The 12,599-nt window shown below is 61.4% G+C and carries 12 protein-coding genes and 1 tRNA gene; 6 read left to right on the top strand and 7 right to left on the bottom strand.

Translation table 11 applies throughout. The annotated features are described in order from the left end of the window. Positions 1-94: 94 nt before the first annotated feature. Positions 95-179: transfer RNA gene (locus AACS18_RS07405), tRNA-Tyr, on the bottom strand. A 263-nt stretch (positions 180-442) separates the two neighbouring features. Here AACS18_RS07405 and coaA point away from each other — a divergent pair. Then, positions 443-1,381: a type I pantothenate kinase gene (gene coaA, locus AACS18_RS07400; protein ID WP_005339877.1), complete on the top strand. Its 939-nt coding sequence runs from the start codon at positions 443-445 to the stop codon at positions 1,379-1,381. Positions 1,382-1,461: 80 nt separating this feature from the next. On the opposite strand, the gene birA is transcribed toward coaA, so the two are convergent. Further along, positions 1,462-2,427 carry a bifunctional biotin--[acetyl-CoA-carboxylase] ligase/biotin operon repressor BirA gene (gene birA / locus AACS18_RS07395; protein ID WP_021231448.1) on the bottom strand — a complete coding sequence of 322 codons (966 nt, stop codon included), beginning with the start codon at positions 2,425-2,427 and terminating at the stop codon, positions 1,462-1,464. Next, entirely contained in the window at positions 2,424-3,461 is a 1,038-nt protein-coding gene (gene murB, locus AACS18_RS07390) for a UDP-N-acetylmuramate dehydrogenase (RefSeq protein WP_108614041.1), read from the bottom strand. Before murB ends, birA begins: the two co-directional genes overlap by 4 nt. A 127-nt stretch (positions 3,462-3,588) precedes the next feature. On the opposite strand from murB, the gene AACS18_RS07385 reads away from it, so the two are divergent. Both AACS18_RS07385 and AACS18_RS07380 read left to right on the top strand, forming a co-directional pair. After that, positions 3,589-4,242, top strand: coding sequence for a potassium channel family protein (locus AACS18_RS07385; protein ID WP_108542397.1), 654 nt, complete (start codon positions 3,589-3,591; stop codon positions 4,240-4,242). After that, a complete protein-coding gene (locus tag AACS18_RS07380) occupies positions 4,239-5,594 on the top strand; it encodes a TrkH family potassium uptake protein (protein ID WP_108614040.1) in 1,356 nt (451 codons plus the stop codon). The genes AACS18_RS07385 and AACS18_RS07380 overlap by 4 nt, the downstream gene beginning before the upstream one ends. A gap of 40 nt (positions 5,595-5,634) precedes the next feature. Here the strand turns inward: AACS18_RS07380 and AACS18_RS07375 are convergent, their stop codons facing one another. After that, positions 5,635-6,465, bottom strand: coding sequence for an AraC family transcriptional regulator (locus AACS18_RS07375; protein ID WP_108614039.1), 831 nt, complete (start codon positions 6,463-6,465; stop codon positions 5,635-5,637). Positions 6,466-6,566: 101 nt separating this feature from the next. Between AACS18_RS07375 and AACS18_RS07370 the strand changes: the two genes are divergently transcribed. Together AACS18_RS07370 and AACS18_RS07365 are read left to right on the top strand one after the other, a co-directional pair. Next, the gene (locus tag AACS18_RS07370; RefSeq protein ID WP_108614038.1) at positions 6,567-7,100 is read left to right on the top strand and encodes a carboxymuconolactone decarboxylase family protein; all 534 of its coding nucleotides are present in this window, start codon (positions 6,567-6,569) and stop codon (positions 7,098-7,100) included. A 14-nt stretch (positions 7,101-7,114) separates the two neighbouring features. After that, the gene (locus AACS18_RS07365; protein ID WP_108614037.1) at positions 7,115-7,555 is read left to right on the top strand and encodes a DUF417 family protein; all 441 of its coding nucleotides are present in this window, start codon (positions 7,115-7,117) and stop codon (positions 7,553-7,555) included. 40 nt (positions 7,556-7,595) lie between these two features. On the opposite strand, the gene AACS18_RS07360 is transcribed toward AACS18_RS07365, so the two are convergent. From AACS18_RS07360 to AACS18_RS07350, 3 genes are all read right to left on the bottom strand, one after another. Next, positions 7,596-9,569, bottom strand: coding sequence for a DNA topoisomerase III (locus AACS18_RS07360; RefSeq protein ID WP_108614036.1), 1,974 nt, complete (start codon positions 9,567-9,569; stop codon positions 7,596-7,598). Positions 9,570-9,636: 67 nt separating this feature from the next. Continuing rightward, the gene (locus tag AACS18_RS07355; protein ID WP_043850761.1) at positions 9,637-10,134 is read right to left on the bottom strand and encodes a response regulator; all 498 of its coding nucleotides are present in this window, start codon (positions 10,132-10,134) and stop codon (positions 9,637-9,639) included. A gap of 54 nt (positions 10,135-10,188) precedes the next feature. Next, on the bottom strand, positions 10,189-12,153 hold the full coding sequence (locus tag AACS18_RS07350; RefSeq protein ID WP_108614035.1) for an ATP-binding protein: 1,965 nt from the start codon (positions 12,151-12,153) through the stop codon (positions 10,189-10,191). A gap of 276 nt (positions 12,154-12,429) precedes the next feature. On the opposite strand from AACS18_RS07350, the gene AACS18_RS23225 reads away from it, so the two are divergent. Continuing rightward, the coding region (locus AACS18_RS23225; RefSeq protein ID WP_258228883.1) for a NapC/NirT family cytochrome c at positions 12,430-12,599 on the top strand (170 nt) is incomplete at its 3' end.

Here is a 12,599-nt window from a genome sequence, read left to right as displayed (position 1 = left end):
CGAACCCGCATCATCAGCTTGGAAGGCTGAGGTAATAGCCATTATACGATGCCCGCATTTCTCTAACCCAAAGAACTCAAACCGCAGAGAAATATGGTGGAGGGAGAAGGATTCGAACCTTCGAAGGCAGAGCCGTCAGATTTACAGTCTGATCCCTTTGGCCGCTCGGGAACCCCTCCAGACGCCAGATTGTCACAACGGTAATTCTGCTTGCACCCGTTGTGTTTATCGCTTTTGCACGGCAAATAGACGACAGACAGTCAAGCGTCGCGCATTTTATTGTAAGGTTTTGGGGGATGCAACCATTGAACCCGGCAAAATATGCTTTATTGCTGGGAAGTTTGCAAAAAAGCGGGGGCAAATAAGCCAATCCTGCTGCGTCCCTTGTCGCTCCCCCACCCTTGGTGTATGGTCGCCGTGCCCAAGAAACAGTGATGACACCATGACGACAGAGCATAACCCCTATCTGCAATTCACCCGCGAACAATGGGCGTTATTGCGCGATTCGGTCCCCCTGACCCTGACCGAACACGATCTGCAGACCCTGCGCGGGATCAACGAGAAGGTGTCATTGCGGGAAGTGGAAGAGATCTACCTGCCTCTCTCCCGCCTGCTCAATCTCTATGTCAAAGCCAAACAGCGCCGCAGCCGGGTGCTGGAGCAGTTCCTCGGCCAGTCCCGCGGCAAGGGCACCTATATTATCAGTATCGCCGGCAGCGTGGCGGGGGGCAAAAGCACCACGGCCCGTATTCTGCAGGCCCTGCTGGAGCGCTGGCCGGAACACCCGCGGGTGGAACTGGTCACCACCGACGGCTTCCTCTATCCCAACAAGGTACTGGAAGAGCGCGGCCTGATGCGCCGCAAGGGGTTCCCTGAGTCCTACGATATCCGTCATCTGGTGGAGTTTGTCGCCAATATCCGCGCCGGTCACGAGAAGGTCGAAGCGCCGGTTTACTCCCACCTTATCTACGACATCATTCCCGATGAGAAGAAGGTGGTGGAGCAGCCGGACATCCTGATCCTAGAAGGGCTCAATGTGCTGCAAAGCGGTATGGACTACCCTCAGGAGCCCCATCGGGTCTTCGTGTCGGACTTCGTCGACTTCTCCATCTATGTGGATGCCGATGCCGAACTGCTGCGCACCTGGTATATCGAACGCTTCCTGAAATTCCGCAGCGGTGCCTTCTCGGATCCCGACTCCTACTTCCATAACTACGCAAAGCTGGCGGAGAGTGAGGCGACCCAGATCGCCAGCAACATCTGGCAAGATATCAACTATCTGAATTTGCAGGAAAATATCCTGCCAACTCGTGAGCGTGCCAACCTGATCATGACCAAGGGTCATGAGCACGCCATCGAGCAAATCAAGTTGCGCAAATGATGACGGCAGTTGCCGGATAACGAAGAGGGGGCCCGCGGGCCCCCTCTTCTGTTTGGCATCATGAGTGGCCTTGCTGACCCTCAGTCGCCCCGGCGCAGGGAGAGCTCGCCCCCCAGATAGAATTTGATCCCTTCGCCTGTCTCCAGTCGCAGGGCGCCGCGATCGTCGATGCCACGAGCGATGCCGCGGATCTCCTGATCCCCCATCAGCAGGCGCACCGGGCGACCTGCAAAGTGATCGAGCCGGTTCCACTCATCGACAAAGCTTGCCAGCCCCTGCTGCTCAAAGGTGTGCAGCGCCCGCTGCAGATGGACGATCATCCGGGCTGCCAACTGATTGCGATCCACCAGTTCCGGATTGATGTGGCGCAGCTCGGCCCAGGCCTGATCGATCTTCTCCCCTTCGCGGGCAGGCATCGCCAGATTGAGACCGATGCCGATCACCAGATGACAACTGGCACCGGCACTACCGCTCATCTCTACCAGAATGCCCGCCAACTTGCGGCCCTGATAGTAGAGGTCATTCGGCCACTTGAGCTCGACGCCCTGATAGCCAAGGGACTCCAGCGCTTCAACCACTGCCACGCCGACCGCCAGACTGAGCCCCATGGCCGCCGCCATGCCTTGTTCGAGTCGCCAGTACATGCTGAGGATCAGCTGGCAACCGAACGGCGAAATCCAGGGTTTGCCACGACGTCCGCGCCCGGCTGTCTGACACTCGGCCAGACAGCTCTCGCCGGAGCGCAGCTCATTGACCCGATCCAGCAGGTGTTGGTTGGTCGAGCCGATGACCGGAAAACAGTGTACCGGTGCCATCGGGGCCAGCGCCTGCAAGGTGGCTTGATCATAAAGCGCCATCGGCACCGCCAGCCGGTAACCCTTGCCGGTCAGGCTAAAGAGATCCAACCCCAGCTCCTTGAGCGCAGCCATATGTTTGCTTACCGCCGCCCGGCTGATACCGAGCTGCTCACCCAGCTGTTCGCCGGAGTGAAACTGGCCGTCACTGAGCAGGGTGATCAGGGTCTGTCTGATCGGTGTCAACGTCATGAGAGCACCTCGTCGAGCCAGGTTTCACCGTGCGCGCCCATAAAGCGCACCTCGTGCTCCAGCACCACGCCAAACGTCTGCTCCACGCTGTCGCGGACATGAGCCGCCAGCGCGATCAGCTCCATGGCACTGGCGCCCCCCAGATTGACCAACACCAGCGCCTGCTCCTGATGAACAGCTGCACGACCAATGGCGAAACCTTTCAGACCGCACTGATCGATGAGCCAGCCCGCCGCCAGCTTGGCCTGCCCTTCTCCGGCCGGATAGCAGGGCATCTGCGGGTAGCGCGACTTGAGATTCTCCGCCAGCGCGGCAGGCACCACCGGATTCTTGAAGAAACTGCCAGCATTGCCGAGTACGGCGGGATCCGGCAGTTTGGCCATGCGGGTGGCACAGACAGTATCGAAGATGGCCTGCGCCGAAGGCGCATCACCGAGCGCTGCCAGCGGGCCATAGCCCAGCACCGGTTGCCACACCTTGGGCAGTTTGAGCCCGACGGCGGTGATCAGGCGGGAATCCTGATACTCGTGTTTGAAGATGCTGTCGCGATAACCGAAGCGGCACTCTGCCGCCGCGATCCGTTCAATCTCGCCACTCTGCCAGTTGAACGCCTCGACATAGGAACAGAAATCGGCCAGCTCTACGCCATACGCGCCGATGTTCTGCACCGGCGCCGCACCGACCGTGCCGGGAATGAGCGCCAGATTCTCCAACCCGAACCAGCCCTGTTGCAAGGTATGGCGCACCAGCTGATGCCAATCCTCACCCGCCGCCACATGGAGCAACCAGTGATCGCCACCATCTTCAGCGGCAATCCCTTTGAGCCGGTTGAGCACCACCAGACCGAGAAAATCCGTGGTGAAGAGCATGTTGCTGCCGCCACCCAGATTGAGGCGAGGCAACTGGTTGAGTTGCGGATCGGCACGCAGGGTCGCCAGATCGGCAACCTGCTCCACCTCGGCCAGCCAGAGGCAATACGCATCGAGGGCAAGGGTGTTGAGCTTCAACAAGGAGGCGTTGGCATTCAGTTTCATCGGTCTATCCCGGCTTGGTGCAAGGGCGCAGTCTACCTCAAGTTACCCCATGACGAAAAACCCGAACCCTTTTCGTTCGAATAACAGTGGTTTACAGTAGGCGACTCCAACTGTTGAGGAAAAACTCATGAACAACCAGTTTGCCGTCATCGGTCTGGGCCTGTTTGGTAGTGCGCTGTGCGAAGAGCTGCAACAGCAAGATGCCGAGGTGCTGGCCATCGATATCGACGAGAGCAAGACCCGGCAAATCGCCGCCCTCTGCAATCACGTTATCGTGGCAGATGCCACCGACGAGGCCACCGTTGCCGAGCTGGGACTGGCCAATTTCGATATCGTCTTCGTTGCCATCGGTGACAACCTGGAGACCAGCATTCTCACCACTCTTGTCTTGAAAGAGGCGGGCGTGAAGAAGGTGTGGGTCAAGGCGCGCGACAAATTCCACGCCAAGATCCTGCAGAAAGTGGGCGCCGACAAGGTGATCAACCCGGAGTGGGACATGGGCCGCCGGGTCGCCCAGAGCATGCTGGACAACCGGCTGTTCGACTATCTGGAGCTGGGCCACGACATGGTGCTGACCGAATTCGTGATTGGCCTGCAATTGAACGGCAAGGCACTCGGCGACTTCCACCTGCTGCAACAGAGCGATTTCCAGCTGCTCGCCATCAAGCGTGGTGATGTGTTGCACAACGTGCTGACCGGCAAGATGGAGCTGCAACTGGGCGACATCCTGATCCTGGCGGGCAACAAGCACGCCATCGACCACTGGCTCGAAACCCTATGATCAACTGGCGCAGCAGCTACGCCTTCGCCCTCCATAGGGAGCAGGACTCTCGCTGGAGCGAAGCCCGGCTGATCCTCGGCAGCTTTCTGATCATTCTGCTGATTGGCACCATCTTTCTGGTGCAACCCTCCAGCCACAATGGCGAGGTCACCTTCATCAACGCCCTGTTTACCGCCACCTCGGCCATCAGCGTGACAGGTCTTGGCGTGGTGGATACCGGCACCGCCTTTACCCTGCAGGGGCAAATTTTCCTGTTGATGCTGATGGAGATCGGCGGTCTGGGCCAGATGACCATGACCCTGCTGCTGATCGCCATCTTCAGCAAGCGGGTCGGTCTGCGCCAGCAGGTGCTGGCCAAGGAGGCGCTGGGACAAGAGGGCTCGGTCAACATCATCCAGCTGGTCAAACGCATCGTGCTGTTTGCCTTTATTGCCCAGCTGATCGGCACCGGCATCATGGCGATCCGCTGGGTACCCGAGATGGGGTGGGTGCACGGCCTTTATGTCAGCTTCTTCCATGCGGTATCGGCCTTCAACAACGCCGGTTTTTCGCTCTTTGCCAACAATCTCATGGACTATAGAGACGACCCCATTATCAGCCTGACCATCGCCGGTTTGCTGATCCTGGGGGGGATCGGCTTTACCGTCATCGTCGATCTGGTGCGCAACCGCCGCTGGCGCAAGCTGAAGCTGCACAGCAAGCTGATGTTGCTGATGACCCCGGCGCTGCTGCTGGCCGGTACCCTGATGTTCTGGCTGCTGGAACACAACAACCCGGGCACCCTCGGCAAGGCCGGTATCGGTGGCCAGCTGCTGGCTGCCTTCTTCCAGTCTGCCAGTGCCCGTACCGCCGGTTTCAATACCATAGATATCGGGCTGATGACCCCGGCGGCGCTGCTGTTTCTGATGATGCTGATGTTTATCGGTGCCGGTGCCACCTCGACCGGTGGCGGTATCAAAGTCACCACTTTCGCGGTTGTGCTGCTGGCGACCAAGGCGTTTCTGACCAAACGACCTCATGTCACCGCTTTTGGCCGCACCCTGTCGCCCCAGATCGTGACCCGATCGCTGGCCATCATCATCGTCAGCACCATGGTGCTGATGCTAGCGATGTTCCTGCTGATGGTGACCGAGGATCTGCCGTTCGACAAAATCATGTTCGAGACCATCTCGGCATTTGCCACCGTCGGCCTCTCCACCGGCATCACCGCCTCCCTGAGCGAGCCGGGCAAGCTGATCCTGGTGCTGGTGATGATCTGCGGCCGTCTCGGCCCCCTGACCCTGGCCTTTATGCTGGCCCGCCCGGTCGAGACCCGCATCCGTTATCCGGAAGAGAACGTCTATACCGGCTGACCAGCCATGAACACGGGGCAGCCACTGGCTGCCCCGTTTTTTATTCGGCTTGTTGCTGCGTCTTGAGCCAGCGCCCCGGGCTCACCCCCAGCTCCCGCTCGAATGCCCGACCAAAGGCAACACTGCTGCTGTACCCCGCCCCCAGCGCCACCTGCGCCATGGGCTCCCCCGCCAGCAGCTGCTGGCAGGCGCGCGCCATGCGCCAGCGGGTCAGATAACCCAGCGGCGCTTGACCGACCTGCTCCTGAAACCTCGCAGCAAAGCGGGCCCGCGACATGCCGGCCTCCCGCGCCAGCGTGGCCACCGTCCAGGGTTCATCCCCACGCTGATGCATCACCGAGATCGCCTTGGCCAACTGGGGATCGGAAATACCTGCCAGCATCCCCTGCTGACACACCCCTTGCTCGACCAGATGACGCAGCAGCAGGATCAACAGTACCTCCAGCAAGCGGGAGATCAGCGGATCCTGCCCGTAGCGGGGGTGAAATGCCTCGTCAAACAACTGGTTCAGCACCGGCGTCAGGGCAGGCAACTCACGTAGCGGCAGCACCAGCGAGCCCGGTAATGCCAGTTGCAGCGGCGATGATCCCCCCTTGCCGAATGCGACATTGGCGCACACCAAATCACAACCCCCCAGCGTTCTGGGTTCAAGCTTGTGAGGACGTCCCCGAGGGAACAGGATCAGGGTTGGCTCCTCGAGCAGCAAGCTGGCGCCCCCCTCTTCACGCAGCATGACGGCACCGCTGCGCAGCAGATGAAGATGTCCGCCACTCGGGTAATCATCACTGGAGGAGTTCTGGCACAGGTTGCCGGCGAAGAAGAGCTTGGCTTCGGGGGAGGCATGAACCAACAGGGCAGAGAGCGGATCCATATTTGAGACGAATAGTATTTATTTGCAGACGATGAGTGATAAACCGTATCACGAATGACGGCACACTGTCTCCCGTACCTTCACTACCACAGGAGAAGATCATGAGCCGTATCCAACCCGTATCCCAACCGCAACCCGCAGCCGCCCAGACCCTGGCCACCCTGCAACGCAATCTGGGTATGGTGCCCAACCTCTACGCCACCCTGGCCCACTCGCCAGCCCTGCTCAATGGCTTCTTGGCCTTTGCCGAGGCGCTTGGCAAGGGGCGCCTCACTACCCCACAACGGGAGTTGCTGGCACTGGCCATAGGTCAAGCCAACGCCTGCCAATACTGTTTGTCTGCCCACACACTACTGGCGAGCAAGGCCGGATTCTCAGCCCAGGAGATCCGGGCTGCCCGGCTCGGCCAGGCCTCAGCTCCCCTTGATCACGCCCTGCTGCAACTGGCAACGGCGCTGGTCAGGCAGCGCGGGGTGATCAGTGACGAGCAGCTTGCTAGCGCCCGTGCCGCAGGCGTAGATGACGAGCTGCTGCTGGAGGTGCTCGGCCAGGTGGTGGTCAATACCCTGACCAACTATGGCAACCACCTGGCAGCGACCGAGATCGACTTCCCGCCCGTCACTCTGACCCCTTAAACAAGGAGCCCCCCATGCAGCAACATGACAAAGGCTTTCTGGTCGCCCTGGCGGGCGTGGTATTGACCCTGCTCTGGATCGGCGTCTTCAAGTTCACCCCGACCGAGGCCGCCGCCATCAAGCCACTGGTAGCCAGCCACCCATTGATGAGCTGGCTCTATGGCCCGCTATCGGAACAGAGCGTATCGAACCTGATCGGGCTGGCCGAGATAGTGATCGCCCTCGGGCTGGTCGCGGGTTTGTGGCAACCCCGTATCGGTTACTGGTGCAGCATGGGGGCGATCGTCATCTTCCTGGTCACTTTGAGCTTCCTGCTGACCCTGACAGGAGTCTGGAAGGTAGTCGACGGGGTACCAGTCACCGAGTTCTTCATTTTCAAGGATCTGGTGTTTCTCGGTGTGGTTCTGCACTACCAGCACAGGATCCGTGCCAGCTTGTCCACTCAGACAGCCTGACAACAATGCCTTTGGCGCCCGGGATGGGCGCCTTTTTTCGTTATGCCGCCTTGGTCTGGCGCTTGCTGGCCGTCTTGCGCGGTCGGGGCCCGCCAGTCGTGCTGGCTGCCGGACTCTTGCGCTTGGTAAAACGCCGCTTGCCGGCACCCGGCGCCTCCTTGGGCAGGGCGCTGAAGCTGGCGCCGGAGTCCTGCCGTGCCCCCTCGATAAGGCCGTTGAGCTGCTCGGTGAGCGGCCCCATAAACTGCTGGTAGCTGCCGTGACGCTCGGCGATCTGGCCGAGGCCCTGCTCCCACAGCGCTGTCATATCCGGCGTGGTGGCCGTAGCAGGCAGCGCCTGCACCAGCGCCCGCCCGGTCGGGGTTGCCTTGATGCTCTTGCCCTGACGCACCAGAAAACGACGTTTGAACAGCAGGTCGATGATACCGGCCCGGGTCGCTTCTGTGCCGAGGCCGTCGGTGTCGCGCAGGGTTTTGCGGATCTCGGGATCCTGCACATAGCGGGCGATGCCGGTCATGGCCGCCAGCAGAGTCGCATCGGTAAATGACTTGGGCGGCTGGGTCATCTTCTCCTGCAGCTCGCCCCGCTCGCAGAGCAGCTGTTCGCCCTCTTTCAGGGCAGGCAGAGTGCCCGCCTTCTCTTCATCGTCATCCTCCTCCACACCGAGCAGCGCCTTCCAGCCCGCCTTGAGAATGCGCCGCGCCTTGGCCTGAAACAGGCCACCGGCGATGCGCAGCAGTACCTTGCTGTCGTTGTATTCGAACGGGGGATAGAACTGCAGCAGGTACTGGCGGGCAATCAGGCCGTAAAGCTTTGCCTCGTCGGCCCCCAAGGTGGCGGGGTTGCCCTGCTTCTCGGTGGGAATGATGGCGTGGTGAGCATCCACCTTGCTGTCGTTCCACGCCTTGCTGCGGATCTTGCCATCTGCCTCGCTCACCGCCCTGGCCAGCGCAGGAGCAGTGGCGGCGATGGCGCCGCGCACCTGCTCGGCCCGCTTGAAGTGGTCGGTCGGCAGATAGCGGCTGTCGGAGCGCGGATAGGTGATAAGCTTGTGGCGCTCGTAGAGGCTCTGGCAGATGTCGAGCACCCGCTTGGCATCCATGCCGAAGCGCTTGGCGGCATCGATCTGCAGGCTGGAGAGGTTGTAGGGCAGCGGCGCTCCCTGCTTGCGGGCCTGCTCCTCCACCGATTCAACCTGTGCCGGTTGGCCGTTGATCCGGCTCACCACCTTGTCGGCCAGCGCCCGGTTGAGCACCCGCCCCTCCTCATCCTGCCACGGCAGGCAGGCTTCGGACGGCAGCCACTTGGCGGTGAAGCGCTCGTTGCTATCGGTCAACAGATGGGCCAACACCTCGTAGAAGGGTTTGGGGACGAAAGCCTCGATCTCGAGATCCCGCCGCACCACCAGCCCCAGCAGTGGGGTCTGCACCCGACCGACCGAGAGCAGCTCGCTGCAACCGGCCTTGCGCCCGAGCAGAGTGTAGGCGCGGGTCATGTTGATGCCGTAAAGCCAGTCGGCCCGGCTGCGCGCCAGCGCGGAGACCGCCAACGGCACGAACTCCTTGTTGTCTCTGAGCTTGTCGAGGGCGCGGCGCACCGCGGGCGGGTTGAGATCGCTGATGAGGCAGCGCTGCACCGGCTTGGTTTTCGGGTAGCCGAGAAAGTCGATCACCTCGTCCACCAGCAGTTGCCCTTCCCTGTCCGGGTCACCGGCGTTGACCACGCAGTCGGCCTGCTTGATCAGCCGCTTGATGACGGTGAGCTGGGTTTTGGTTTTGGGTTTGGCCACCAGCTGCCACTGGGTGGGGATGATGGGGAGGTGCTCCATCCGCCACTGCTTGAAGGCGGCGTCATAGGCATCTGGCTCGGCCTGCTCCAGCAGATGGCCGATGCACCAGGTGACCACATCCCCCTGGGCGGTCTCGATAAAACCGTCGCCCTTCTTGTGGGGCTTGGGCAGGGCATCGGCAATGGCGCGCCCCAGAGTGGGCTTCTCGGCGATGAAGAGTCGCATCGGTGACTACCTGAAACACTGTATATGTAGACAGTATACAGCGCCCACCGGTAAAGCCCAACCGCGACTATTCGTCGAACGGATTGTCGTGAATGGCGGCAAACAGCCGCGCCTGATTGAGCACGGGGGCATAGTGGAAGGCGTTGTCGCCATCCTCCGCCAGCAGGTAGTCGGTCAGCTGCTCGCGCACCGCCTCCTGCAAGCTCTCCAGCTTCCACGGCTTGGCGAGGTAGTAGTGCAATCCGCCGCGATTGACCGCCTCGATGGTCGCCTCCAGCCCCGCCTGCCCGGTCAGCAGCAGCTTGCGGCTGGCCCGGGTCGCGCTACGCCGGTTCAGCTCCACCAGAAAGTCGACCCCCAGGGTTCCCGGCATGATGTGATCGCAGAGGATCAGCGCCAGCCTGCCCCCCTCCCGCTCCCACTCGTGCACCACCTCGCGCGCCTCATCGACGCTCTCGGCGCCATCCAGTTCGAAGTGACTGCGAAACGGTGCGAGGTCGTGGAGTACCGCCTCCAGCACCTCCCGCTCATCATCCACGCACAGGATCAGATAGTGTTTGTTCATTGCTCCTCCTTAGCGGCGCACCACGGCACGCCCTCTTTTGGCAGATGCGTCCGCTCAGGCCGCATGCTCGTTGTGGCGGGGCTCTCCCCCGTAGTCGGCCATCCCGATATCCCCCAGCGGCAGGCAGACCCGCATCCGGGTATAGCGTCCCGGCTCCGAAGCCACCTCGATCCGGCCGTGGTGCTGCTGCACTATCTGCAGCGAGACGCTCAGACCAATGCCGAGACCAAAGTGCCCCTCCCGCTTGGTGGTGAAGTTGAGATCGAAGATCCGCTGCCACAGCTCGGGCTCGATGCCGCAGCCGCTATCCTCCACCTCCACCATCACCCAGCCGGGCTCCGGCAGGCCGGTGCGCACCGTCAATCTTCCCGGCTCGCTCATGGCATCCAGACTGTTGGCGATGAGGTTGGTCCACACCTGCTGCAGGGCGGCGGGATGACAGCGCACCAGCGGCAGGGGTTGGTACTCCTTGCACAACTCATGCTGCTTGAGGCGGTTCTCAAACATCAGCAGGGTATCTTCCAGCCCCTCGTGCAGATCCACCAGCGAGGGTTCGGCCCGATCCTGCCGGGCATACTGCTTGAGGCTCTTGACCAGATCGCCGATGCGACGGGCACACACCTCTATATTGCGCAGAAAGCTGCCGGTCTGCTGAAACAGCTCCAACTGCACCAGCAGCGCCTCCCGCTCATTGGCGGTACGTCCGGCAAACCAGCGCTGCCAGCTCAGCTCGTCATCCAGATTCATCTGCACCGCCAGCCGCGCCTGCTGACGCTCGCCAAAGCGCCGCTCGGCCTGCCGGGTTTTGTCCCGGATCTCGCTGGTCGAGACCGGCTGGGAGAAGAGCGCCTGACAGAGTGTCTGGTTGCCAAGCCCCTTGAGGGCGGCGGGCAGTTCGAGGTTGATGAGATCGGGGATGGCGGCGCGCAGGGTCTCGCTACCGCGGATAATGGCCGCCACCGGGTTGTTGAGCTCGTGAGCGACACCGGCCACCAGCTGGCCCAGCATCGCCATCTTCTCGCTCTCCATCAGCTGGGCATGAGCCGCTTCGAGGGAGTCGAGGGTCTGCTGCAACCGCATCTCGGTGCGGATGCTGTTTTGCAGGCGACGGTTGAAGTGGCGCAGCAGCAGGTTGGTAAAGGAGGGAAGCAGCTCGCTGCGCGCCTCCATGACGCGGGAGAACTGCAGCTTGTCGAGCTTGATCACCTCGGCGCCGGTCAGGGTTACCCCGGTGGTGAAAGCGGGTTCGCCGGTCACAAAGGACATGCCCCCCACCAGCGCGCCGGTGCGGTAGTGCACCACCTCCTGATCGACCCCGTGGGCATCGCGCTTGCGCAGCACCACCTCCCCCTTGGCGATAAACCAGAGGAAGCTGTTGGGCTCACCCTCGCGGGTCAGCACATGGCCCGGGCTGTAATGGCGGCAGACCCGCGCCTCGTCGTTGCCTTCGAAAAACTGGTAGAGGCCGTCGATCACCACTCGCGACAACTCCTCGTCGCTGCAACGGGTGTAATCCATAAAGCCCTGACGATACTCGGCCAGCTGGCGATCGACATGGGCCCGCAGCAGTCGCTGGTTGTCGAGCACGGTCGCGTAGCTCAGCAGATCCGCCTCGGGGCAGTGCAGCACGAACTGGCTCGCTTGCTCGATGACGGCGCGGCGCAGACTGCCATCGCGCCAGGGGCGCTGCAGGTAGTAGTCGAGGCGGCCGAGGTTGACCGCCTCGATGATCGATTTCATCTCGGGCTGGCTGCCCAGCAGGATCTTGCGGCACGCCTCGTGCTGGCTGCCGAGGCGGATCAGAAAGTCGGCCCCGCGGCCATCCCCCAGATCGCTGTCGCACACCACCACGGCCGGCGGCTGCCCCTTGCACTCCAGCTCGTCGAGCGCCATCTCGGCAGACTCCTGCCCAGTGGCGACCACCAGCGCAAAGCGGCTGAGCAGCGGCGCCAGCTCCTGTTCGAACTCGGCCAGCAGCTGGACATCGGCGGCGACACACAGCAGGGAGAAAGGGCTCATCAGCGACACTCCGTTGAGGCTTAATCCCGACTATATCAACGAATCCGTCAGGGTTTTGCGAGGGGGCTAACAGCGGCAAAAGAAAGTAAAAGAATCATTAAATTGATAATTTTCAGAACTAAATTCGACAAATCAGTCAATAACAAAACATTAATCACAATGTGACGTACATCTTAAAATTCAAACCATGATTGAGGTCAACACCCCCTGCGCCTCCGATGACTACCATGTACCTACTACTATGTTGGTATTCATCGACCACAGGACACCGCCCCCATGATTGGAAAACTGATAAGAAAGCCCTGGTTCTGGCTCCTGCTGCTGGGCGCCATGCTGGGTATCGCCGCCCTCGGCGTCACCGTGACCGTGCTGCACAAGACCAGCTCCACCGAATTCTGCGTCTCCTGCCACTCCATGCAGACTCCGCTGGCCGAGTATCAGGGCAG

The organism is Aeromonas sp. HMWF015, from assembly GCF_963878965.1.
Classification (GTDB): domain Bacteria; phylum Pseudomonadota; class Gammaproteobacteria; order Enterobacterales; family Aeromonadaceae; genus Aeromonas; species Aeromonas veronii.
Note: the sequence above shows the minus strand (reverse complement) of the source record. Positions and strands in the feature narration are given on the sequence as shown.